General features: G+C 74.1%; 22 protein-coding genes and 1 pseudogene. 12 read left to right on the top strand and 11 right to left on the bottom strand.

Going from position 1 to position 23,099, the window contains the following annotated elements:
* Positions 1-215: 215 nt before the first annotated feature.
* Entirely contained in the window at positions 216-1,697 is a 1,482-nt protein-coding gene (locus tag AB0M43_RS11620) for a peptide MFS transporter (RefSeq protein ID WP_363723560.1), read from the top strand.
* A gap of 125 nt (positions 1,698-1,822) precedes the next feature.
* Here the strand turns inward: AB0M43_RS11620 and infC are convergent.
* The 3 genes and pseudogenes from infC to AB0M43_RS11605 all read right to left on the bottom strand — a co-directional run bounded on the left by infC (position 1,823) and on the right by AB0M43_RS11605 (position 5,346).
* Positions 1,823-2,362, bottom strand: a pseudogene (infC, locus tag AB0M43_RS11615) (translation initiation factor IF-3).
* A 285-nt stretch (positions 2,363-2,647) separates the two neighbouring features.
* The gene (locus tag AB0M43_RS11610) at positions 2,648-4,033 is read right to left on the bottom strand and encodes a hypothetical protein (RefSeq protein ID WP_363723558.1); all 1,386 of its coding nucleotides are present in this window, start codon (positions 4,031-4,033) and stop codon (positions 2,648-2,650) included.
* 92 nt (positions 4,034-4,125) lie between these two features.
* The gene (locus AB0M43_RS11605) at positions 4,126-5,346 is read right to left on the bottom strand and encodes a hypothetical protein (RefSeq protein WP_363723556.1); all 1,221 of its coding nucleotides are present in this window, start codon (positions 5,344-5,346) and stop codon (positions 4,126-4,128) included.
* A 52-nt stretch (positions 5,347-5,398) separates the two neighbouring features.
* On the opposite strand from AB0M43_RS11605, the gene AB0M43_RS11600 reads away from it, so the two are divergent.
* The 3 genes from AB0M43_RS11600 to thpR all read left to right on the top strand — a co-directional run bounded on the left by AB0M43_RS11600 (position 5,399) and on the right by thpR (position 7,758).
* A complete protein-coding gene (locus tag AB0M43_RS11600; RefSeq protein ID WP_363723554.1) occupies positions 5,399-6,253 on the top strand; it encodes an exonuclease domain-containing protein in 855 nt (284 codons plus the stop codon).
* A gap of 102 nt (positions 6,254-6,355) precedes the next feature.
* Complete coding sequence (locus AB0M43_RS11595) at positions 6,356-7,261, top strand: NAD-dependent epimerase/dehydratase family protein (protein WP_363723552.1); 906 nt, start codon at positions 6,356-6,358, stop codon at positions 7,259-7,261.
* Positions 7,213-7,758, top strand: coding sequence for an RNA 2',3'-cyclic phosphodiesterase (gene thpR, locus AB0M43_RS11590; protein WP_363723550.1), 546 nt, complete (start codon positions 7,213-7,215; stop codon positions 7,756-7,758). The genes AB0M43_RS11595 and thpR overlap by 49 nt, the downstream gene beginning before the upstream one ends.
* Here thpR and yidD read toward each other — a convergent pair.
* Positions 7,697-8,422: a membrane protein insertion efficiency factor YidD gene (yidD, locus tag AB0M43_RS11585; protein ID WP_363723548.1), complete on the bottom strand. Its 726-nt coding sequence runs from the start codon at positions 8,420-8,422 to the stop codon at positions 7,697-7,699. The genes thpR and yidD overlap by 62 nt on opposite strands.
* A 121-nt stretch (positions 8,423-8,543) precedes the next feature.
* Here yidD and AB0M43_RS11580 point away from each other — a divergent pair, with 121 nt between their 5' ends.
* Positions 8,544-9,467, top strand: coding sequence for a hypothetical protein (locus tag AB0M43_RS11580; protein ID WP_363723546.1), 924 nt, complete (start codon positions 8,544-8,546; stop codon positions 9,465-9,467).
* A 48-nt stretch (positions 9,468-9,515) separates the two neighbouring features.
* Here AB0M43_RS11580 and AB0M43_RS11575 read toward each other — a convergent pair whose 3' ends face one another.
* From AB0M43_RS11575 to AB0M43_RS11545, 7 genes are all read right to left on the bottom strand, one after another.
* Complete coding sequence (locus AB0M43_RS11575; RefSeq protein ID WP_363724548.1) at positions 9,516-10,148, bottom strand: response regulator transcription factor; 633 nt, start codon at positions 10,146-10,148, stop codon at positions 9,516-9,518.
* Between the two features lie 11 nt (positions 10,149-10,159).
* Positions 10,160-11,359: a histidine kinase gene (locus tag AB0M43_RS11570; RefSeq protein WP_363723544.1), complete on the bottom strand. Its 1,200-nt coding sequence runs from the start codon at positions 11,357-11,359 to the stop codon at positions 10,160-10,162.
* Between the two features lie 29 nt (positions 11,360-11,388).
* Positions 11,389-12,528, bottom strand: a complete 1,140-nt coding sequence (locus tag AB0M43_RS11565; RefSeq protein ID WP_363723543.1) for a serine hydrolase domain-containing protein — start codon at positions 12,526-12,528, stop codon at positions 11,389-11,391.
* A gap of 53 nt (positions 12,529-12,581) precedes the next feature.
* Positions 12,582-13,490, bottom strand: coding sequence for an MBL fold metallo-hydrolase (locus AB0M43_RS11560; RefSeq protein ID WP_363723541.1), 909 nt, complete (start codon positions 13,488-13,490; stop codon positions 12,582-12,584).
* The gene (locus AB0M43_RS11555) at positions 13,487-14,476 is read right to left on the bottom strand and encodes a Gfo/Idh/MocA family oxidoreductase (RefSeq protein ID WP_363723539.1); all 990 of its coding nucleotides are present in this window, start codon (positions 14,474-14,476) and stop codon (positions 13,487-13,489) included. Before AB0M43_RS11555 ends, AB0M43_RS11560 begins: the two co-directional genes overlap by 4 nt.
* A complete protein-coding gene (locus AB0M43_RS11550) occupies positions 14,473-15,276 on the bottom strand; it encodes a Cof-type HAD-IIB family hydrolase (protein WP_363723537.1) in 804 nt (267 codons plus the stop codon). Before AB0M43_RS11550 ends, AB0M43_RS11555 begins: the two co-directional genes overlap by 4 nt.
* 209 nt (positions 15,277-15,485) lie before the next feature.
* Complete coding sequence (locus tag AB0M43_RS11545; RefSeq protein WP_363723536.1) at positions 15,486-16,490, bottom strand: glycosyl hydrolase; 1,005 nt, start codon at positions 16,488-16,490, stop codon at positions 15,486-15,488.
* Between the two features lie 334 nt (positions 16,491-16,824).
* Between AB0M43_RS11545 and AB0M43_RS11540 the strand changes: the two genes are divergently transcribed.
* From AB0M43_RS11540 to AB0M43_RS11510, 7 genes are all read left to right on the top strand, one after another.
* The gene (locus tag AB0M43_RS11540) at positions 16,825-17,466 is read left to right on the top strand and encodes a metal-dependent phosphohydrolase (RefSeq protein WP_363723535.1); all 642 of its coding nucleotides are present in this window, start codon (positions 16,825-16,827) and stop codon (positions 17,464-17,466) included.
* A 308-nt stretch (positions 17,467-17,774) separates the two neighbouring features.
* Positions 17,775-18,317: a MauE/DoxX family redox-associated membrane protein gene (locus tag AB0M43_RS11535; protein WP_363724546.1), complete on the top strand. Its 543-nt coding sequence runs from the start codon at positions 17,775-17,777 to the stop codon at positions 18,315-18,317.
* A 318-nt stretch (positions 18,318-18,635) separates the two neighbouring features.
* Positions 18,636-19,157, top strand: coding sequence for a hypothetical protein (locus AB0M43_RS11530; RefSeq protein ID WP_363723534.1), 522 nt, complete (start codon positions 18,636-18,638; stop codon positions 19,155-19,157).
* The gene (locus tag AB0M43_RS11525) at positions 19,154-20,989 is read left to right on the top strand and encodes an ABC transporter ATP-binding protein (RefSeq protein WP_363723533.1); all 1,836 of its coding nucleotides are present in this window, start codon (positions 19,154-19,156) and stop codon (positions 20,987-20,989) included. The genes AB0M43_RS11530 and AB0M43_RS11525 overlap by 4 nt, the downstream gene beginning before the upstream one ends.
* Before the next feature lies 1 nt (position 20,990).
* A complete protein-coding gene (lepB, locus tag AB0M43_RS11520) occupies positions 20,991-21,470 on the top strand; it encodes a signal peptidase I (RefSeq protein WP_363723532.1) in 480 nt (159 codons plus the stop codon).
* 77 nt (positions 21,471-21,547) lie between these two features.
* Positions 21,548-21,694: a hypothetical protein gene (locus tag AB0M43_RS11515; protein WP_363723531.1), complete on the top strand. Its 147-nt coding sequence runs from the start codon at positions 21,548-21,550 to the stop codon at positions 21,692-21,694.
* Positions 21,695-22,419: 725 nt separating this feature from the next.
* Positions 22,420-23,082 carry an HAD family hydrolase gene (locus AB0M43_RS11510; RefSeq protein ID WP_363723529.1) on the top strand — a complete coding sequence of 221 codons (663 nt, stop codon included), beginning with the start codon at positions 22,420-22,422 and terminating at the stop codon, positions 23,080-23,082.
* Positions 23,083-23,099 lie beyond the last annotated feature (17 nt).

Genomic DNA, 23,099 nt, shown 5'->3' with positions numbered 1-23,099 from the left:
CCCCGTTGAGGGTATTTCTCACGGTGAGTCACTACGGCCCCCGGCCCCGTCGAGGGTAGTACCTCGCGGCCAGTCGTGAGTACCCTCACCCCCCAATGTGACCGAACGAATGAAAACTTGTCCCTGTTACAGCTGAATATTCTGATTGACCGGACTGGCTCACCGGGCCACTTCGATACTGAGGGTTAGCGTCACCCCCACAGGAGGTACAACGAATGTCCGACATCACGGCATCGGCCGAGGCAACCACGGACGGTGAAGGATTCTTCGGACACCCCAGGGCGCTCTCCACGTTGTTCCTCACCGAGATGTGGGAACGCTTCAGCTACTACGGCATGCGGGCCCTGCTCGTCCTCTACCTGACCGCCACGGTGGCCAACGGCGGCCTCGGCTGGGGTGACGGCGACGCCGACGCGCTCTACGGGGTCTACGTCGCCATGGTGTACCTGATGGCGCTGCCCGGCGGCTGGATCGCCGACCGGCTGCTCGGCGCGCGCCGCTCCGTGCTGTGGGGCGGCATGATCATCGCGGCCGGGCACTACGCGATGATCCTGCCGAGCGTGCCGACCTTCTTCGTCGGGCTGGCCCTGATCACGATCGGCACCGGCCTGCTCAAGCCCAACATCTCGGCCATGGTCGGCAAGCTCTACAGCCCCGACGACGTCCGGCGCGACGCCGGGTTCTCGATCTTCTACATGGGCATCAACCTGGGCGCGTTCATCGCCCCGCTGATCACCGGGTACCTCGGCGAGAAGGTCAACTGGCACATCGGGTTCGGGGTGGCCGCGATCGGCATGTCCCTGGGCGTGGTCCAGTACGTGCTGGGGCGGAAGCGGCTGCACGGGGTCGGCGACGAGCCGACGAACCCGCTGACCCCCGCCGAGCGCCCGGCCGTCGTCCGCTGGCTGCTGATCGGCGTCGGGGCCGTCGCCGTGCTGCTGCTCCTCGCGGCGCTCACCGGCACCCTCAGCGTCTCCCGGGTGGTCACCGGGCTCACCGTCTTCACGGTCCTGGTCGCCATCGGGTACTTCGGCCGGATCTTCCTCGACAAGTCCCTGGACTCCGACGAGCGCAGCCGGATGAAGGCGTACGTCTGGCTGTTCCTGTTCGCCGCCGCCTTCTGGCTCATCTACGACCAGGCCGGCTCGGTGCTCAACCGGTTCGCCCGGGACGAGACCGACCGGGTCGTGTTCGGCTGGGACATGCCCGCCTCGTGGCTGCAGTCCGTCAACCCGATCTTCGTCATCATCGGCTCGCCGCTGTTCGCGATCCTGTGGCTCAAGGCCGGGCACCGGCTGTCCACGCCGTTGAAGTTCAGCATGGGTCTCGTCCTCAACGGCGTGTCGTTCATGCTGATGGCCGCCGCCGCCAAGGCCGCCGTCGGCGGGAACCTGGTGTCCCCGCTGTGGCTGGTCGCCGTGTACGCGCTCCAGGTCTGCGGCGAGCTGTGCCTGTCGCCCGTCGGGCTGTCGGCGACCACGAAGCTGGCGCCCGCGAAGTACGCGAGCCAGATGTTGGGGCTGTGGTTCCTGTCCACGGCCGTCGGGGACGCGATCGGCGGGCAGGTCGCCAAGATCGGGGAGAACTACTCCCAGCCGGCGTACTTCATGGTGCTCGGGGTCGCGTCCGTCGTGCTCGGCGTGGCCGCCATCGGGTTCACCCGGCAACTGCACAGGCTGATGCGCGGCATCCACTAAGGGCGGGGCGCACCGGTAGCAGTCGGGGCCGCAGTCTCCGGTGCGGTCCGCGCTCGGCGCGCGAGAGCGGCAATCCTCGACGGGTACGGGGCGGCCCGGGTCGTCCGGACCGCCCCCACCTGGTGCTACGTCCCCTCAGGGGCCGGTTCGGTCCGCTGGGTGGCGGCCCGGACCGCGCGGTGCGGCGCCAGTACCATGATCATGTTTCTGCCGTCCTGCTGCGGGGCGGACTCGACGAACCCGAGTTCCCCGATGTCCTCCGCCAGCCGGCTCAGCAGCCGGAACCCGAGCTCCGGCCGGCGCTACTCCCGGCCCCGGAACCACACGGCGATCTTCACCTTGTCCCCGGCCCGCAGGAACCGCGAGACATGGCCCTTCTTCGTCGCGTAGTCGTTCTCGTCGATGTTCGGCCGGAAGTTCATCTGCTTGGTGACGGTCTGCTGCTGGTTGCGCCGGGCCTCGCGCGCCTTCTGCCCGGCCTCGTACTTGAACCGGCCGTAGTCCATCAGCTTGCACACCGGCGGCCGGGCCTCCGGGGCGACCTCGACGAGGTCCAGGTCGACATCGGTGGCCAGTCGCTGGGCCTGCTCCAGGGGGACGATGCCCACCTGCTCGCCCTCCGGACCGACGAGGCGGACCTCGCGGGCGCGGATCTGGTCGTTCACCCGCGGTTCGGCGCTCATCGGAGCACCTCCGCCCGGCGGGTGGGGGCGGTGCGTACACACAGTCTCAAAGATCTTTCCTCTCGCGCACATTCGGGTACGGGACCCGGGCGCGAGCGGCTGGGATCAGCGGCGGGAGGCGGCGCCCGGGGAAGCGGTCACGGCGTTCACGGCGTCACCTCCTTCTCTCGTGTGGAGCCCGACGATCCCAGAACCGCAGGCGGCTGTCATCCGAATTTTGGTGCGGGGCCGCGCCCGCCGGGCGGGAGCCGCCGGGCCGCGCCCGCGTCACAGCTTCCACTCGGGCAGCCGCCGCCCGGCCTGCCGGAGCCGGCGCAGCACCTCCGGGACCGAGCGGATGATCACCGGCAGGGCCAGCCAGTACAGCACCAGGGCGTGGTAGTGCAGCTGCGCCCACTGGGTGACCGACAGGCCCTTCGGCCAGGACAGCCACGGGTACCACAGCCGGCTCTCCAGCACCCCGTACCGGCAGAAGTCCTCCTGCTTCGTCGCCAGCGGGAAGCAGGTCGGCGACAGCAGCATCTCGAACACGGTGCTGTTCGCGCCCACCCACAGCGACAGGGCCAGCACGCCGAGGATCGCCAGGTTCCGCGACGGGCGTGAGTCGTGGTGGGTGAGCCAGGCGGCCAGGGCCAGGGAGGCGGGGAAGATGGCGATCAGGAAGAACCGCGGTCCCCAGTAGAAGTCGCCGTTCCACGCCCACCAGCCGCCGTAGACCAGGACCAGGCCGGCGACGAACACCAGCCACGCCTCCTGGCCGCGCCACAGGTCCACGGCCGCAGGGTCGAACAGACCGCGCAGCCGGCGCCGGGCGGGCAGCAGCAGGCCCGGCGTGAAGAAGACCAGGCCCTTGCCGAAGGACAGCAGGATGGCCAGGACGCCGAGGAGCACCGGGAAGTCGAACCGCTCCGCGCCGTAGCCCTGGTCGAGGGGGTCGCCCCGGCGCGCCCAGGACTCGGCGAGCGCCACGACCCCCGCGACCAGCACCGGGAGCACGTAGCGCAGCCGGTGGGTGAGGGCGCTCTGCCGCAGTCCGAGCAGGCCCAGCGCGGGCAGGCTGGACATGGTGTTCGCCCCGCCGAGGGTCATCGCCACCCAGCCGGCCCACCGCACCGCCGGCCGGGTCACCAGCGCCACCGCGCACAGCACGCCCACCCCGACGGTCATCGCGGTGAACGTCTCGCCGTAGAAGTCGTTCACGTGCGGGGCGATCATGCTGCCGGCCACCAGGAGCAGCAGGAACCGGCGGAGCAGTACCGCGTCGACCCGCCGGCGCAGCAGCCAGAACAGCAGTCCGAGGGACACCGCGAACAGCACCAGGTTGTAGTGCGTGATCCAGCCCCGGGCGTCGCCGGCCGCGCGGCCCAGCCACCACAGCGGGGCGGCGAAGACCGGACCCAGCAGCGAGTACCGGTCCGTCGACAGCCCCGCGCCCGTCAGCAGCTGGGTCAGCGCGTCGAACCGGCGTTCCCCGTCGCCCATCAGGTGCCGGGACGTGAACCACAACGACACCAGACCACCCACGATGAGGACGTAGTCCGTGACGGCGGCGGCGCGACCCAGGCGGCGGCTGGTCCGGAGGTGGTCCCAGGCGGGCTCCTCCAGGGCCGTCGCGGGTGGTGCGGTGGTGGTTCTCTCGTCCTGCCCAAGCATTTCGGAAAAATAGCAGAGATCGGGGCAATGGCCGCGACGCGCACCGCCCGAGGCGTGGTCCGGCCTGTTCCGTCGTCGCGGGGATCCGCTGGTCAGGGCCTGCCGAGGCTCGCCAGGGCGGCGGCCAGGTTGGACACCTGCTCGCTGAGGCTGGCGATCTGGGCCCGGGCCGCGTCGCGTTCGGCGGCGGCGGACCCGGCGGCCCGGAGGCGTTCGCGCAGGTCGGCGACCTCGGCGTCGCCGGTGCCGGCGAGGGACGCGGCCTGGTCGGCGCGGCGGGCCTCGGCGTCCGCGCGGGCCCGCTCCGTCGCCGCGTCGCGTTCGGCGTCGGCGAGCCGGGCGGCCAGGTCGGCAAGGCGCGCGTCGGCCTCGGCGGCCCGCTGGGCGCCGGCGGTCGCCCGGGCCTCGGCGGCGGCCCCCGCCGCCGCCTGCTCGTCGCGTTCCCGGGTCAGGCGGGCGGACTCGGTCGCGGCGGCGTCGCGGGTCGCCGCCAGCTCCGCGACCAGCGCCTCGTGCGCCACCGCCAGCTCCTCGTGCTCCCGGGCCAGCCGGGCGGCCTCGGTGGCGAGCCGGTCCGCCTCGGCCGTCAGCCGGGCCGCCTCCGCCGTGGCCGCGTCGCGTTCGGTCCGCAGCGCCTCGCGTTCCCGGCGGGTCGCGTCCCGTTCGGACACCGCGTCGGCCCGCAGCGCCTCGGCGGCGGCGGTCGCGGACCGGGCGGTCGCGGCGGCCTCCTCGGCGGCGGCCCGGGCCAGGTCCGCCCGGGACCGGCGCTCCTCGGCCCCGGCGACGAGCCGGCCGGCCTCCTCGACGGCCCCGGTCCTGGCGCGCTCGGCCTCGGCCGCCCGGCGGTCCGCCTCGCCGACCCGCTGGTCCGCCGTGGTCCGGGCCTCCTCGGCCTCCGCCTCGGCCGTCGTCGCGCGGGCCCCGGCGGCGCGGGCGGCCTCCTCGGCGCGGGCGGCGGCGGTCTGGGCGGCCTCGCGTTCGGTGTGCGCGGCGGCCACGGCGGACGCGGCCTCCGCGCGGATCTCGGCCGCCTGGCGTTCCACCCCGGCGGGGGTGAGTTCCCCGGTCAGGGACGCGGCGAGGTCGGCGGCGGCGAGTTCCATCCGCTCGACGAGTTCCCACGCCTTGGTGACCTGGCCGGCCAGTCCGGGGGAGCTGCGTTCGCGCTGGCGGCCGCTGCGCGCGGCCCGCAGGCAGGCACTGTCGTTGTCCCGACAGTACTGGAAGGGGCGGCCGGAGGAGGACTTCTGCGGTACGGGCAGGCCACAGTGCGCACACGGCCGGGTGATGGGAGGCTCAACGCTGGTCACGGCCGGAAAGTCTAGTCGGGAGCCCCGTGTCCGTTCCGCTAAGCTGCCCGCGATGGCTTCGAACAAGTATCCCGGACAGTGCGGCACGTGCGCACAGCGAGTGCCCGCCGGGGAAGGCACGCTGACCAGGACCGATGCCGGCAGTTGGGTGACGTACCACCCGCACTGCGTGCCCGCGCCCCGTGCCCCGGAGCAGGGGGAGCACGACGGTTGGCACCGCCGGCACCTCGCGGCGTTCGATGTGGAGAGTACGGGCGTGCGGACCGGGGTCGACCGGATCGTGTCCGCCTCGCTCCGCGACACCAGCGGCCACACCCTGGAACTGCTGGTCGACCCGGGGGTGGACATCCCCGCCGAGGCCACCGCCACCCACGGGATCACCAACGAGCAGGTCCGCGAGCACGGCCGGCCGCCCGCCGAGGCGCTCGACGAGCTGGCCGACGCGCTCGCCCGGTACCTGAACGCGGGCATCCCGATCGTCATCTACAACGCGGTCTACGACCTGACCCTGCTGGAGACCGAGCTGCGCCGGCACGGGCTGCGCTCCCTGACCGACCGGGCCGGCGGCACCCTCGCGCCGATCGTGGACCCGCTGGTCATCGACCGGCACGTGGACCGGTACCGCAAGGGCGGCCGCACCCTCGAGGTGGTCTGCGCCTTCTACGGCGTGACCCACCCCGGCCCGCACCGCGCCGACGCGGACACCCAGGCGTGCATGGACCTGGCCATCGCGATCGCCGCGTGCCACCGGACGATCGCCGACACGAGCCTCGCCGACCTGCACGCGGGCCAGGCGGAGTGGTACGCCGAGTCCGTCGCCTACTTCGCCGAACGCTTCCCGGAGCGGCACTACGAGCCGGCGTGGCCGATCGCCACGGTCACGGTCGAGGAGTGGCCGGGGGAGTAGGCCGCCCCAGGGCGTCACCCGGCCCGGGGCGCGGACCGCGCCCCGTCGGCCCTGTGGCTGGCGTCACCGTCACATCCGGCGGCGCTGTCCCGTCCAGTACCCATGAACATCTTTCTCGCCGGTGCCACGGGCACCCTGGGCCGTCCCCTGGTCCGCCAGCTCCTCGACGACGGCCACCGGGTCCTCGGCCTCACCCGCGACGCCGCCGGTGCCCAGCGCCTGGCCGCGCTGGGCGTGACCCCGGTCGTCGCCGACGCCCTCGACCGGGCCGGCCTGCTCGACGCGGTGGCGGGCCTGTCCGCCGACGTCGTGCTGCACGAGCTGACCGCCCTGAAGAAGGCCCCGCTGCGGCACGCGGACATGGCGGCCACCGACCGGCTGCGGGTCGAGGGCACCGCGAACCTGCTGGCCGCCGCCCGGGTGCTGGGGGCGCACCGGTTCCTCACCCAGTCGATCGTCTTCGGGTACGGCTTCGGCCCGGTCGGCGCCGTCGACGAGGACTCCCCGCTCGGCGTCGACGACGGCAGCCCGTTCTGGCCGCACCTCGCGGCGATCCGGTCCACGGAGGAGCAGGTGTTCGCGGCCGAGGGCATCGAGGGGATCGCGCTGCGGTACGGGCTGTTCTACGGCGGGGACCAGGCGCTGACCCCGATGCTGATGAGCCGGAAACTCCCGGTGCCGCGCGCCGGCGGGCTGGCCGGCTGGGTGCACGTGGCCGACGCGGCTGCCGGTACCGTGGCGGCCGTGACGAAGGGGCGCGCGGGGGAGGCGTACAACCTGGTGGACGACGAGCCGGCGGCCTGGGCGGACGTGTTCACCGCCGCCGCGCGGGCCGTCGGGGCGCCCGCGCCGCTCCGGTTGCCCGGGTGGGTGCTGCGCCTGGTCGCCCCGTACGGTGGGGCCGTCATGACCCGCTCGGACCTGCGGGTGTCCAACGCCAAGGCGAAGCGGGAGCTCGGATGGGAACCGACGTACCGGACGTACCGCGAGGGGTTCGCCTCTTCGTAGCCGTGTACCCGTCGCCGGCTGCCCTCGACCACGTGTCGGCCTTCGCGGCGGGCCTCGACCTGGGCCCCCGGCCCGCGCCGCGTGCCTCGCTGCACCTGACGCTCGCGTTCCTCGGCGAGGTGCCGCCGGACCCGGCCCTGGCGGCGGTGGAGGCGACCGCCGCCGCGACCGGCCCGTTCGACCTGCGGTTGGCGGGCGGCGGCAGCTTCGCCGGGCGCGACTCGACCGTGCTGTGGGCGGGCCTCGCCGCCCCGGTCCTCGACGGCCCCGCCGCGACCCTGCGCCGCGAACTCGACCGGTACGGCGTCGGCTACGACGAGCGGCCCTTCCGCGCGCACCTGACCCTCGGCCGGGTGTCCGGGCCGGTGGACGCGCCCCTCGCGGCCCTGGCGGGCTACGCCGGACCGGTGTCCACGATCGACCGGCTCGCCCTGGTCAGCAGCCTGCCGGGTCCGGACGTCGCGTACCGGGACGTAGCCAGCTGGCCACTGCGCTGACCGGGTCGGGCGTGCCGCACGGCACGGTGGCCGTGCACCGGCGGATCCGGGCCACGGCGAGCCGGCTGCCGGTGATGAGGCCGTGCGCCTCCAGGGCCGCGATGCCGTAGGAGCTGCACGTCGGGGTGTAGCGGCAGTGGCTGTCGAGGCGGGGGGACAGCCAGCGCTGGTACCCCCGGATGGCCCTGATCCCGAGCCGGGCACCCAGGGTGACGTGCCCGGGGAGCGGGGGTGTCGCGGCGGTCAGCCATGGGCCGTGGAACAGGGTGGTGACCGCGTGGGAGCAGACCTGGACGTCGCCGCACTGGGCGGAGGAGTTGCAGGAGTCCCCGAGGTCTCCGCAGGCGTCGTTGACCACGTCGTCGCAGGCCTTCGACGCCTGGTTCGAGCAGCCCTCGCCGCAGGAGTCCAGGGCCTCGCCCGCGCAGCTGTCGTCGCAGGACCAGCTCTCGTCCGGCATGCCGCCGGTCGCCCGGTGCGGGGTCGGGGGAGCGGACGGCGTCGGGAGCGGGGAGGGGGTCGGCGGCGTGTCGATGTCCGGCGGGGCCAGCCGGCCGGATTCGGGGTGCCGGCGCCACCCGGTCGTCCAGGTCAGCACCATCAGGGCGGCGACCCCGGCCGCGCCGAGGGCGCCCAGCACGGCCCACAGCCAGCGAGATCTCATGGCGGGACTCTAGCGCGCGTTCCATCGACCCCCGTGCCGGCTCCGGTCTCCCTCGCACGGGGGAGGAGGACCGCTCGCGGGCGGGAGGCGTCCCGCGCGCGCCGCGACAAGGCTGGAGAGCATGAGAACAAGAACCTTCGTCGGGTACGCCGCCGTCGCCAGCGCGCTGCCCTACCTGGCCCTCAAGACCGCCTGGCTCGCCGGCAACGACGTCGGCATCAACGACCCGGCGCTGCTCGACGACCCGGCCCTGTTCGCGGCCAACGCGGTCACCGCCGCCATGGAGCTGGTCGGGGTGCTGATGGCCCTCGCGTTCACCCACGACTGGGGCCGGCGGATCCCGGCCTGGCTCGTCGCGTTCCCGCTCTGGGTCGGCACCGGGCTGCTCGCCCCCATCGCCCTGGCCGCCCCGCTCGCGATCGCCACCCAGGGCCTGCCCGCCGAGGGACCACTCCGCGACTGGGTGTTCGTCGTCGTCTACGGCGGCTTCTCGGTCCAGGGCGTCCTGCTGGCCCTCGCCTTCTTCCTGTACTGCCGGGACCGCTGGTCGGGACTGTTCGCCGACCGCCCCGAACGGCCCGGCCCGACCCGCGCGCTCCAGGTACTCCTCGCCCGGGTGGCCGCCGGCCTCGCCGGGGTGCTCGGCGCCGTCGAGCTGTACTGGGGCCTCGGCGGCGGGGCCGGCCTGCCCGCGGGGTACCCGACGTCGACGTTCGGGGTGAACGGGGTGCTGACCCTGGCCGCGGCCGCCGGGCTGCTGGCCATGGTGCACCGGCGCGGCCGGTTCGGGGTCGCGCTGGTCGTCACCTGGGTCGGGGCGGGGGCCATGTTCGGCTGGGGGCTGTGGATGTTCGTGAACCTGTTGCAGGGCGGCGGGATCGACGCGTCGAAGGACGCCACCGGGGTGATGGACGCCGTGGACGGGCTGAAGGTGCTGGCGGCGGTGCTGATGGGGACCGTCGCGGCGTTCGTGCTGGTGGAGCGGCAGTCGGACGCCGGGCGGTTCGTGGTCGCCGATGAGCGGCCGGTGGCCCTGACCCGGTGAGGTGCGCGGGCGGCGGGTCGCGGCCGTGCCCCGGCGGCGGGGCGTGGGTCAGGCGAAGCCGGAGGAGTAGGCGGCGACCACCGCCTGGGTCCGGTCCCGCACCCCCAGCTTGACCAGGATGTTCCCGACGTGGGTCTTCACGGTCTCCACGCCCAGGAACAGCCGGGCCGCGATCTCCGCGTTGGACAGGCCCTCCGCCATCAGCCGGAGGACCTGTTCCTCGCGTTCGGTGAGCCCGGCGTGGTCGAGCCCGTGCCGCGCCCGGGTCCGGCGGGTGGCCAGGTCGCGCACCTTCGCAGGGAACAGCAGCGAGTCCCCGGCGGCCACGATCCGCACCGCCTGCGTGATCTCCGCCGGGCGGGCCCGCTTGAGCAGGAAGCCGTGCGCGCCGGCCAGCAGCGCGTCGTACACGTAGTCGTCGTTCTCGAACGTGGTCAGGACCATCACCTTCGGGGCCGGCCGGACCGTGTCCAGGATGTGCCGGGTGGCCGCGATCCCGTCCACGGCCGGCATCCGGACGTCCATCAGCACCACGTCGGGGCGCAGCCGGCGCACCGCGTCCAGCGCGTCGGCCCCGTCGGCGGCCTCCCCGACGACGGTCAGGTCCGGCTCGGCGTCGACCACGGCCCGCAGCCCGACCCGGATCAGCTCCTCGTCGTCGACGATCAGGACCGTGGTCACCGCGTCCGCCGTCACCGGGGCAGCCGCACGTCGACCCGCCACGCGCCGGCCTCGGGGCCGATCGTCACCCGGCCGCCCAGGGTCCGGACCCGCTCCACGATGCCCGGCAGCCCCCGGCCGCCGCCCGAGGGCGCGGCGGGGCCGGTGAACGGGTTGGTCACGGTGATCTCCAGTTCGTCGGGGGCGGCGTGCACCCGCACGTCGACGGGTACGGGGCCGGCGTGCTTCAGGGCGTTGGTCAGGCTCTCCTGCACGATCCGGTACCCAGCCTGCGACACCACGGTCGGCAGCGCCTCCGGGTCGCCGGTCGTCTCGGCGCGCACCCGCACCCCGCCGGCCCGGGTGCGTTCCAGCAGGTCGGGCAGTGCCGCCAGGGTCGGGGTCGGCGCGGTCGGGGCCGGTCCGTCGGACTCCTCGCGGAGCAGCCCGAGGACGTGGTCGAGATCCGTGAGCGCCGCCCGGGCCGACTCCTCGATGGCCGACAGCGCGCGCCGGGCGAACGCCGGATCGTGGTCGAGCACCCGGCCGGCCGCCCCCGCCTGGAGGGTGACGACGCTGAGCGCGTGCCCCACGGAGTCGTGCAGGTCCCGGGCCAGCCGGTTGCGTTCGGCGAGCCGGTGGGCGCGCTCCTCGGCGGCGGCGAGCCGGTCGGCGGCGGACGGGCCGAGGAACACGGGCGCGAGCCGGGCCATCAGCGCGCCGACCCCGGCCACCAGGCCCACGAGCAGCGCGAGGCTCGCGATCCCGGCGAGCGGGGCGGTCCCGGTGCCCCAGTCCGCGCTGGTGTAGCCCCACACGACCAGCGACCGGTCGTCGGCGCCCAGCAGGGGCGCTCCGATCAGGACGGCGGCGGCCGGCGGCACGGTCAGGGTCAGCGCGCTGACGATCCCGCCGAGTACCAGGTGCAGGGCGAACCAGCACGCCGTGCGCCACCGGTCGCCCCAGCCGCGCGGCGGCCCCACGTTCGGCGGGCCGTCGAGGAGCGCGTGCGCCGCCCCGCCCGAAAGGACCCGGACGGCCGGCAGGAACGCGGTGACCATGATCAGGGGGACGGAGCCGAACAGGATCAGGAACTGCACGCCGAGCAGGAGCAGGCCGTCGGCGGGAAGCTGGACGAGGAGGGTGGAGACGAACAGGCCGAGGAGCACGTACGGGGTCAGGAGCGCCCCGCCCATGATCAGGAAGATCCACCGTACCCAGAGCCCGCGCACTCCTTGATCTTGCCAGACCGGGCGGGCCGTCAGCGGGTGGCGGCGTACAGGGCGTCGACCAGGGGCGGGCGCGTCGGGTTCGGACTCAGGGCCGACAGCTGGTTCGGGGCGTAGGACACGCCCAGAAGCTGCGACGGCCAGGCCGCGTGGCACGAGCCGCCGAAACCGTTGTGCCCGAACGCGTCGCGCGGCGGGCCGAAGTCGCGCGACGCCGTGGGCAGGGCGTACCCGGCGGCGTAGGCGAGTTCGGTGCCGCCGAGCAGCTCCCGGCCCCGGCGGATCTCCCGGCGGCCCAGCGCCACGGTCTCCGGCCGCAGGATCCGGACGCCGTCCAGGGAGCCGCCGAGGGCCAGGCAGCCGAACAGCCAGGCCATGGACCGGGTGTCGCCGGCCGCGCCCCCGCCGGGCAGCCCGGCCCGCCACAGCGCGGGGGAGTTCCAGAACCCCTCGTCGCCCGGGCGCAGCACGTCGGGGTTGGCCAGGGAGGCGACGAAGGGGTCCGTACCGACGGCGGCGGGCGGGTCCGACCAGTCCGGGGCGTAGCAGATCCTCGACATCCGGTGGTGCTGCTCGTCGGGCAGGCCGATCCACAGGTCCAGCCCGAGCGGCCCGGCGATCTCGTCGGCGAAGAACGCGCCCAGCTCGCGGCCGTCGACCCGGCGGATCAGCTCGGCGGTCAGCCAGCCGAAGGTCAGCGGGTGGTACAGGAAGTCCGCGCGCGGGTCGGTCTCCCGGGGCTGGGCGGCGAGCAGGGCGGCCATCCGGGGGCCGTCGAGGCTGTCGGCGGGCGTCACCGGGGTGTGCAGGGCGGGCATCCGGGCCTGGTGGGACAGGAGCTCGGCGACCGTGACGGCGGACTTGCCCCGGGCGGCGAACTCCGGCCAGTACCCGGAAACAGGTTTCTCCAGGGCGAGCTGACCGCGCTCCACCAGGACCAGGGCGCAGGTGGCGACGAGGGCCTTGGTGCCGGAGTAGACGAGGTGCAGGGTGTCGCGCGCCCACGGCCGGCCGGTGTCGCGGTCGGCGGATCCGCCCCACAGGTCCACGACGAGCTCGCCGTCGCGGACCACGGACAGCGCCGCGCCGACCTCCCGGCCCTCGTCGAGGTTGCGGGCGAACGCGTCGGCGACCTGCCCGAAGCCGGGCGCGGCGGATCCGTGAACTGTCATCCGGGCAACCTAAGACCTGCGGGCCGGCACCGTGAACCCGGGATCACGTGGCTCTAGTAGATCCGGGACTCGCCCACCGCCAGGTCCCACAGGTCCTCCGCCGCGCCGCCGGAGGCCGCCCACGCCTCCCGCGCGCGCCGCACGGGCTCCATCACCGGCTCCCGGGTCAGCCCGAACGTCCCCCAGTGCATGGTCGCCATCCGGCGCGCGCCCAGGTCGGCGGTCGCCCGCACCGCGTCGGCGGGATCCATGTGCACCGGCTTCATCATCCAGCGCGGCGCGTAGGCCCCGACGGGCATCAGAGCGACATCCAACGACGGGTACCGGGCCCCGATCTCCCCGAAGTAACGCCCGTATCCGGTGTCCCCGGCGAAGAACAGGCGTTCGCCGAGGATCCAGCCGCCCCACAGGCTCCGGCACGTGTCGGTCAGGGTGCGCCGGCTCCAGTGGTGCGCGGGCACGAAGTCGAGGCGCAGGCCGTCGAGCGTCGCGTGCTCGTACCAGTCGAGTTCCGTGACCTTCGTGAAGCCGCGTTTCGTGAACCAGGTCCGCAGGCCCATCGGCACGAACACGGCCGTGTCCCGGGGCAGCCGCTTCACGGTCGGCGCGTCGAGGTGGTCGTAGTGGTTGTGGCTGATCACGACCGCGTCGATCCTCGGCAGGTCGGCCCAGTCGACCCCGGGCGGGGTCCAGCGCCTCGGCACCGCCGGGATCTTGTCCGACCACACCGGGTCGGTGAGCACGGTCAGCCCGGCGGTCCGCACCACGTAGGAGGCGTGCCCGACCCAGGTCACCGACGACTCCCCGGCGGCCAGCGGCGGCAGCCCTTCCCGGCGGACCGGCAGGTTCGGCACGTCGGCCAGCGCCTCGCCCTTGGGCCGTAGTCCGCCCGAGCGCAGCACCTTGAAGATCGTGCCGAGCCCCGGCAGCGGGTCGGTGAGCCGGTCGCGGTAGCCGGTCACGCGTTCTCACCGGGGTAGCGGACGCCGATCTGGCGGCGGATCTCGTCCATCGTGGCCATCACGTCCAGGGTGGACCGCCACGGCACCAGCGGGCTCTCCGTCAGGCCCTCGCGCAGGCAGCGCATCGCCTCGACGGCCTCGTGCGCCATGCCGTTCCCGTGGTACGGGACCCGGAACTCCTCCGGCTCCGCGCCCTCCCGGTGCAGGGTGAAATGGTCGGGGCGGAAGAACACCGGGGGCAGCTCGAACCGGCCGCCCGGCCCGGCCACGTACGCCCGCGCCGCCGTGTCACTCGTGATCGAGCAGGTCAGGGTCGCGTGCGCCCCGGAGTCGTACCCGAAGAGCATGCCCGTGTTGGCGTCCACGCCCTCGGGGGTGAGCAGCGCGTGCGCCGCCACGCTGTCCGGCGCGCCGAGCAGCAGCTGGGCGAACGCGATCGGGTACACGCCCAGGTCCAGCAGCGCTCCGCCGCCCAGGTTCGGGTCGCGCATCCGGCCGTCGGCGGGGAACGGTCCGGCCAGCCCGAAGTCGGCCTGCACGGTGCGCACGTCGCCGATCGCGCCGTCGGCGACCAGCTCCGCCAGCTTCAGGATCGCCGGATTGCACCGCATCCACATGGCCTCCATCAGGAAGAGGCCCCGCTGCTCCGCCAGGTCGACCAGGTACCGCGCGTCGGGCTCGTTCAGGGTGAACGCCTTCTCGCACAGCACCGGCTTGCCGGCCTCCAGGCACAGGGCGGTGGCCTCGCGGTGCGCGTGGTGCGGGGTGGCGACGTAGACGATGTCCACGTCCGGGTCGGCGGCCAGGTCGGCCCAGGTGCCGTGGGCGCACGGGATGCCGTACCGGTCGGCGAACGCCCGCGCGGACGCGGCCGTTCGGGACCCGACGGCCACCACCTCGGCGTCGGGCAGGGTGAGCAGGTCCTCGGTGAAGGTCGCGGCGATGCCGCCCGTCGCGAGGATGCCCCAGCGGATCTTCGAGCTCATGCGAACAGCCTCTCCAGGACGACGGCGACGCCGTCCTCGTTGTTGGTCACGGTCCGGTGCTCGGCGGCGGCGAGGACGTCGGGGTGCGCGTTGCCCATCGCGTACCCGGTCCCGGCCCACCGCAGCATCGACAGGTCGTTGGGCGCGTCCCCGAACGCGACCACGTCGGCGGCCGGGATGCCCCGCTCGGCGCACACCGCCGCGACGGTGCTGGCCTTGGTGATCCCGGCGGCGCAGACCTCCAGCAGGCCGGGACCGCCCGAGTGGGTGACCTCGGCCTGCCGGCCGACCACCTCGCGGGCGGTGGCCAGCATCGCGTCCACCCGCATCGTCGGGTGGTGCACGAGGATCTTGGTGATCCGCTCGGCGCGGTCGAGGGCCTCCTCGAACGAGCCGACCTCGACCTGGAGCTCGTCCTCGCAGCAGGCCAACGTGTCGGCCTCGCACCGCCAGGTGAACGCGGGCTCCAGGAACACCCGGTGCCCGGTCTCCACGGCGCAGCCGGCCCCGGGCAGGGCGGCGCGGAGCGTGTCGGCCACCTTGCGCGCGGTGGGGACGTCCAGGCAGTTGCTGGTCAGGATCCGGCCGGCGGCGGGGTCGTACACCACGGCGCCGTTGCCGCAGACGGCCAGGTCGACGAGGCCGGCGTACGCGTCGGTGAAGCGGGGCGGCCGGGCGGTGACGACCACGACGGTCGACCCGGACCGGCGGGCCAGGCGCAGGGCGTCGGCGGTCCGGTCGGACAGGACGCCGCCGGAGCGGAGGAGGGTGCCGTCGAGGTCGGTGGCGATCAGGCGCATCCGTCATGATCGCACGCGGGTTCCGGGCGTGGGGAGGGCTCCGGTCCGGGGTCCGGGGGACGGGACGCCCCGGGCGCGGGGAGGGCTCCGGCTCCGGGTCCGGCCACCGGTCGGGTGACGGACGCGTGCCCCGGGCCGGGGGGTGGCTCGGGGCACGCGGGGGAGCGGCGGGCGGTCCGGTCGGCGGGTCGGCCGGACCGCCCGCCGGCTCAGAGGCCGGCGGTCAGGCTCGGGTGGTTGGCGAACTTCTTGTAGAGGTTCTCCTCCTGCATGTCCGTCTTGCCGGAGTCGTCGTAGCGGATCCGCAGGCCCGGGAACGGCTCGTAGCCGGGCGAGTCGAAGATCATGTACATCTTGAGCTTCGGGAACCGGTTGGCGTCGAGGGCGGCGTTCGCCTGCTGGAAGTACGAGCGGGCCTCGGCGGCGGTCGAGTGCGTGATGCCCCACTCGACGATGCCCCACGGCTTGGAGGTGAAGCTGCGCCCGGGGGCCGTGTTCTTCTCCAGGATCTTCTGGAACCGGTCGACGTTGGCGACGAAGTTCGGGTTCCAGCTCGCGCCGTACGCGTTGAACATGACCCAGTCGACGTACTGGTCACCCGGGTACATGAGCGGCACCAGGCAGTCCCAGGTCGGGTAGTTCATGTAGTCCATCACCCAGATGACGTTGCTGACACCCTTGGCGTCGAAGCGGGTCCGGACGTTCTTCCACATCTGGCGGTACTCGGCGGGCGTACCCCCGATGGCGTCGGCCTTGGTCTTGCAGTTCGTGCCCGGCGCGCTGGTGACGTCGTTCTCGGGCTCGTGGTGCAGGGTCAGGAAGATCTTCTTCGAGCCCAGCTTCTTGATGTTGTCCGCGGCCTTGTCGATCCGGGCGTTGACCGTGGCGTTGCCGCCGCCCGCGTCCTTCCAGACGTCGGCGGCCTTCCAGTTCTGGAAGAGGGTCGTCCCGTCCCGCAGGGCCAGGGCGCGCACGTCCGCGTTCGTCAGCGGCAGGCTGCCGCCCGGCGAGAAGGTGTGCGCGACGTCGAGCTTGCGGCCGATCCGCTGCTCGTGGAACTCGATCTGGGCCTTCTCGGAGGCCGAGACCTGGGTGTATCCGGTCGCCCGGGCGCCCAGCAGGGGGCGGCACGGGTTCACGAGGAGCTGGTCGGGAGTGCAGTCGCGGGGCGCGGCGGCCGTCGCGGTGGTGGCCGACGCGAGGCAGAGTGCCACTACGGTCAGTCCCACTGCGATTCGGGCACCGATGCGAGGGGTCTGACGCATCTGTGTCGGTCCTTTGTGCAGCTCAGCGAGGGTTTGGGGTTGCTGAGACCGCGACGGTACCGATCACGGACGGTCGATGACCAGACCAGTTTTGCGCGGATTTGGCTACTCTCAGTAGTTTCTCGACAGGCTGTGACGGCGGGGTGCCTGCACGTGGTCACTTCCGTATCTCCGCAGCTCAGGGCCCTCGGGAGATCGATGGTGTGACGCTGCTCTCAGTCACATTGACAAAACCGGATGAATACCGGAAATGGGGTGGCGCAATTCCCGCACAATGGGCGGCATGGTCACCCGCGACGCGCTGCTCACCCGTTGGACCGAGACTCTCCGCCGCCACCAGGGGCCCGGCGCGCCCGACCCCGGGCCGTGCGGGGCGGACCTGCTGACCCGGTGGGCCGAACCCCAGCGCAGGTACCACACCACCGAGCACCTCGCGGCCGTCCTGCGCCGGATCGACGACCTGGCCGGGCATGCCGCCGACCCCGACACGGTCCGGCTCGCCGCCTGGTTCCACGACGCCGTCTACCGGCCCGAGCAGTCCGGCAACGAGGAGCGCAGCGCCCGGCTCGCCGAGGTCGCGCTGCCCGAGGCCGGGGTGCCCGACGCGGTGACCGCCGAGGTCGCCCGGCTCGTCCGGCTCACCCTCACCCACGACCCGGCCCCCGGCGACACCAACGGCGAGGTGCTCTGCGACGCGGACCTGGCGGTGCTGGCCGGCACCCCGGCGGAGTACGCGGCGTACGCGGCGGAGGTCCGCGAGGAGTACGCGTTCGTGCCCGACCTGGTGTTCCGGCCCGCGCGGGCCGCGGTGCTCGCGGATCTGCGGGACCTGCCGGCGCTGTTCCGGACGCCGCTCGGCCGGGAGCGGTGGGAGGCCGACGCGCGGCGGAACCTGGCTACGGAGCTGGCGGATCTGGACGGCTGAGCGCGGCGACCCGGCTCGGGTCGAGGGGGCGGGCCTGGCCTGGCCACGCCCATCCGGCCACCTGGCCATCCGGCCCGACAACCATCGGCCCAGCTAGGCCCAGCCTGACCCTGGCCCGGCTAGGCCCAGCCTGTCCCCGCCCGGCCGGCCCGGCTCGGCCCCGCAGCGTGGATCCGCCGCGCTCCGAAGGGCTGGTCGGCGACCCCGCGCATAGATGAACTTACCTATCGATCTTGAATGATGTTTGTGCGTATACTCCCGTCACCGCGTGCGTCCGCGCCCCGTGGACCACGGTTCGGGAGGTGACGATGCAGTACCTCGCGCTGGCCGCCCGCTGCCTGCTCGGTCTCGTTTTCCTGGCCTCGGTGTCCACGAAGGTCACCGGCCCGGCGGCGTACGGCGCGTTCGTGCGCTCGGTGCGCCGGATGCGGTTGTTCCCCCCGGCCCTGGTCGCGCCGGTCGCGGCGGTGGTCGTGGTGGCCGAGGCCGCGATCGTCGTCCTCGTCGCTGTCCCCACGGTGGCCACGGCGCTTGCCGGGTTCGCCGTGGCGGCCGGGCTGCTGCTCGCCTTCGCGGGCGGGATCGCGCTGACGGTGCGGCGGGGGACCAGTACCACCTGCCGGTGTTTCGGAGCGTCCACTGTGCCGCTCGGGCCGGCACACGTCGTGCGCAATCTCCTGCTCGTGGCGGTCGCCGTCGTCGGCGGAGCCGCGGTGTTGTCCGGCGGGTCGCTCCGGCTGGGGGAGTCGCTGGTCGCGGCCGTCGCCGGGCTGGTCGTGGGCGGCCTGGTGACCGTCATGGACGACATCCGGGGACTGTTCCGACCCACGCCGGCCTCCCGGGGGCGCTGAACCGGCTTGCGCCCTCCGCCCGGCCGCCCGTCGCCGTCCCACCCCGACCGTGCCGCACCACCGATCCCGACCGTGTGCCACCGCCCACCCAGACCGTGGCCTTCCCGGGCCTCCCGCGCCGATCCCGACGACACCCACCCCGACCACGGCCCGTCCCGGCCAGCCCACCCCGACCCCGGCCCACCCCGACCCCGGCCCACCCCGACCCCGGCCCACCCCGACCCCGGCCCACCCCGACCCCGGCCCACCCCGACCCCGGCCCACCTCGACTACGGCCCGTCCCGGCCAGCCCACGCCGACCCGCCCCGGAGGAAGTCCATGCCGCTCCTGATCTCCCTGGTCGCCCTGCTCACCGTGCTGGTCCTGCTGAACCTGACCCTCGCGATCGGCCTGGTCCGGCGGCTCCGGGACCACGACCAGCGCCTCGCCACCCTCGAACAGGGCGCGCCCGAGCCGATGCTGCCGCTCGGCGAGCGGATCGACGCGTTCACGGCCGTGACGGTCGACGGCGAGGAGCTGACCCGCGAGACCCTGGCCGAGGGCACGATGGTCGGCTTCTTCGACCCGCAGTGCGAGACCTGCCACTCGCACCTGCCGCTGTTCGCCGCCGAGGCCGCCCGGCGCGGACCGGGCCTGGCGCTCGGCGTGGTCCGCGAGGACGACGAGTCCCACGAGATGGTGGCCGTGCTCGCCCCGGCCGCCCGGGTCGTCGTCGAGCGCCGCCGGGGCCCCGTCGCGCGCGCGTTCCACGTGGAGGCGACCCCGGCGTTCTGCCGGCTGGGCGCGGGCCAGACGGTGGTCGCCCACGGGTACGGGCACGAGGTCGCGACCCCGGCATGACCGACCGACGCATCGGACTGTCGCCCGCCGAGGTGCTCGCGCGGATCGGCAGCGCCGTCGGCCTCACCCTGCGCGCGGCCCCCGGTTCCCTGGCCGGTTACGTCGCCGGCACCCTGGTCGCGGCGGGCGTACCCGTCCTCACGGCCTGGTTGACCCGGGCCGTGGTCGACGGGCTGGTCGGCGGGATCACGCCGGAGTGGACGGCCCAGGTCGTCGCGCTCGCGGTCGTCGGACTGTTCGCGGCGACGGTCCCGGCGGCGCTGCGGTACCTGCGCAACGAGATGGAACGGGCCGTCGCGCTCGTCGCCAAGGACCGGCTGTTCACCGCCGTGGACCGGATCACCGGCCTGGCCCGGTTCGAGGACCCCGCGTTCCTGGACCGGCTCGAACTCGCCGACGAGTCCGGCGGCCGGGGCCCGAACCGGGTGGTGGACGGCGCGTTCGGCGTACTCGGCGGGCTGGTCACCGTGGCCGGGTTCCTCGGCTCGCTGTGGGTGGTCAGCCCGGTGATGGCCGTCGTCGTGCTGGCGTCGGGCTGCCCGGTCCTCGCCGCCGAGCTGGTCCTGAGCCGGCAGCGGGCGTGGACCAACTGGGAGATCACCCCGGCCGAGCGCCGGGAGCTGTTCTACCGCGACATGCTCGCCACCGAGCGGGCCGCCAAGGAGGTCCGGCTGTTCGGCCTCGGCGCGTTCCTGCGGGGCCGGATGCTGCGGGAACGGCGCGGGGCCAACGCCGCCCAGCACCGGATGGACCGCCGTGAGCTGGCGACTCAGGCCGGCCTCGGGCTGTTCTCCGCCGTCGTCGCCGGGGCCGGCCTGGTCTGGGTGGCCCGGGCCGCGCAGGGCGGCCAGCACACGGTCGGCGACATCGCGCTGTTCATCGCCGGCGTCGTCGGGGTGCAGGCCGCGATGGCCGCCGTCGCCCAGCAGGTCGCCACCGCGCACCAGGCTCTGCTGCTGTTCGAGCACTATGTGACGGTGCTGCGGGCCGGCCCCGACCTGCCGGTCGCGGAGACCCCGGCCGCGCTGCCCGCGTTGCGGTCCGGGATCGAGCTGCGGGACGTGTGGTTCCGCTACTCCGACGACCATCCGTGGGTACTGCGCGGCGTGGACCTCACCATCCCGCACGGGGAGACGGTGGCGCTCGCCGGGCTGAACGGCGCCGGCAAGTCCACGGTCGTCAAGCTGCTGTGCCGGCTGTACGACCCCACCCGGGGCGCCGTGCTCTGGGACGGGGTGGACATCCGCGACGTGGACCCGGGCGAGCTGCGGTCCCGGATCAGCGCCGTGTTCCAGGACTACGTCAACTACGAGATGACCGCCGCCGAGAACATCGCGGTCGGCGACCTGACGGCGCTGGGCGACCCGGCCCGGATCGAGGCCGCCGCCGACCGGGCGGGCGTGCACGAGACCCTGGCGAACCTCCCCGACGGGTACGGCACCATGCTCAGCCGCCGCTACCACAACGATCCGGCGGCGGCGGCCCCGCAGGCCGGCGTGAACCCGTCCGGCGGCCAGCGGCAGCGGATCGCCATCGCCCGCGCGTTCCTCCGCGAGCACCGGGACCTGGTGATCCTCGACGAGCCCAGCGCGGGCCTGGACGCGGAGGCCGAACACGAGATCCACACCCGGCTACGGTCCCGGCGCGCCGGCCTGACCAGCCTGCTCATCTCCCACCGGCTGGGCGCGGTCCGCGACGCGGGCCTGATCGTGGTGCTGTCCGAGGGCCGGATCGTCGAGAGGGGCGGCCACGACGCGCTGGTCGCGGCCGGCGGGGTGTACGCGCGCCTGTTCGGCCTCCAGGCCGCCCGGTACCAGAACCAGGGGGTGTGAGGTGTGGTGGTTCCTGGCCGGCGTCGGGGTGCTCGTGCTCGGCGGGGCGCTGTGGGCGCGGCGCACGTTCGTGGTGGTGACGGTGGAGGGCGCGAGCATGTCCCCGACGTACGAGGACGGCGACCGGGTACTGGTCCGGCGGGTCCGGCCGGGTGGGGTGGTCGCCGGTCAGGTGATCGTGCTCGCGCCGCCGGCCGATCCGGGGGCCTTCGCGGGGCGGCGGGGGCTTCGAGGGCTCCCGGGGCTCCGGGGGCGGATCCGGGCCGCCGGGCGGTTGTGGCTGGTGAAGCGGCTGGCGGCGGGGCCGGGTGATCCGGTACCGCCGGGCCTGGGGCCGGCGCTCGCGGACGCGGCGGGGGCGGTCGTCGGCGCGGGGCGGATGGTGGTCCTGGGGGACAACCCCGGACAGAGCTACGACTCCCGGCAGGAGGGGTTCGTCGCGGCCGGCCGGGTCCGGGGCGTGGTTCTCCGAAGACTGTGAAGGATTGGCATTGACGATGATCGATTCAAAGGGGAGACTCTTTCACACATCGGAAGATCCACTATGGAGGTCGCCCAATGAAGATCATCGACCGCGTGCTCAAGCTGGTCCTGCCCACCGCCACCGCGAAGGCCGCTCCCGTGAAGGGCCGCTGCGTGCCCGGATGCGGCGGCGACGGGGTCTACTGGGCCTCGCACAACTCCGGCAAGCGCCCGTGTTGCTAGTGCGCTGACGACAGGCCCGGCGCGGAGCGCCGGGCCTGTTCCGTGGGGGCGTGGGCACTGTGGGCGGCGCGGGCCGGGGCGGTCCGACGGCCGGCAAAGGGCATCGGGCCGCGGGTATCGGGGCGGCCCGGCGGTGGGCGGGCAGGCGCCGGGCGCTGGCGCGGCGGACACCGGGGTGGCAGGCGGAGGGTCCTTGGTTGGCGCGCATCTGGGCGGCCCGGAGATGGGCAACACGTATCGGGTGTGGAGGGGGCGGCAACGGGCGCCGGAGTGTGTCGGGGCGGCGGGTGGCGGGTATCAGGGTGGCCCCCGGCGGTGGGCAATGGGTATGGGGCGCGGGCACTCGGGTGGTCCGGCGGCCGGGACGGGGTCCTGGGGTGGCGGGAATCGGGGCGGCCCGGCGAGTGGGCAGCGCGCATCGGAGCAGCGGGCGCCAGAGCTGCCCAGCGGCGGACAACGGGCTTTGGGGCGGTGGGCGGCGCGCATCGGTGCGGCCCAGCGGTGGGCAACGGATGATGGGGCGGCGGGCAACGAGGGCGGCCCGGCGATGGGTGGCGGGGGTATGGGTGGCCGGGAGCGGGCGCTGTGAGTTGCCGACCCGGGCGGGTGTGACCTTCCAGCCGGGCGCTGACCGGGCGATCCCTCGGGGAGTCGGGCGGCCCACTGGCCCGGGTGCCGGGTGGGCGATGCGCCGGAGGGCTGTGGGGATCCGGTACCGTGCGGATGTGGATCTTGTGATTTTCGACTGTGATGGGGTGCTCGTCGACAGCGAACCCCTCGCGCTGCGGGCCAACGCCGTCTCCCTCGCCGAGTTCGGCTGGCCGCTCACCGACGACGAGATCATCGAACGGTTCGTGGGCCGGTCGCACACCGCGATCCAGGACCAGGTCGTCGCCCAGCTCGGCGTCGAGCGCGCCGACGCGTGGGCCGCGCGGTTCGACGCCCTGCACCAGGCGGCGCTGGAGACCGTGCTGCCGGTCGAGGGCATCGTGGCGGCGCTCGACGCGATCACCCTCCCGACCTGCGTCGCGTCCAGCGGCACCCATGCCAAGCTCCGGCTGACGCTCGGCCGGACCGGGCTGTACCCCCGCTTCGAGGGGCGGATCTTCAGTGCCACCGAGGTCGCGCACGGCAAGCCCGCCCCGGACCTGTTCCTGCACGCCGCGGCGGCGCTGGGCGTCGAACCGGGGCGGTGCGTGGTCGTGGAGGACAGCCGGTACGGGGTCCAGGCGGCTCGGGCGGCCGGCATGCGCTCCCTCGGCTACACCGGCGGGGTCACGCCCGCCGCCGCGCTGGCCGGGCCGGGCACGGTGCTGTTCGGCGACATGCGGGAACTGCCGGAACTGCTGCGGCGCGTGGGCCGGGAGCCCGCGTCGCCGGTTGCCTGATCCCGGGTCGCCGGTGC

Origin of the sequence: Longispora sp. NPDC051575, from assembly GCF_040681875.1 — a bacterium.
GTDB lineage: Bacteria > Actinomycetota > Actinomycetes > Mycobacteriales > Micromonosporaceae > Longispora.
This window is presented reverse-complemented; position numbering and strand designations above follow the sequence as displayed.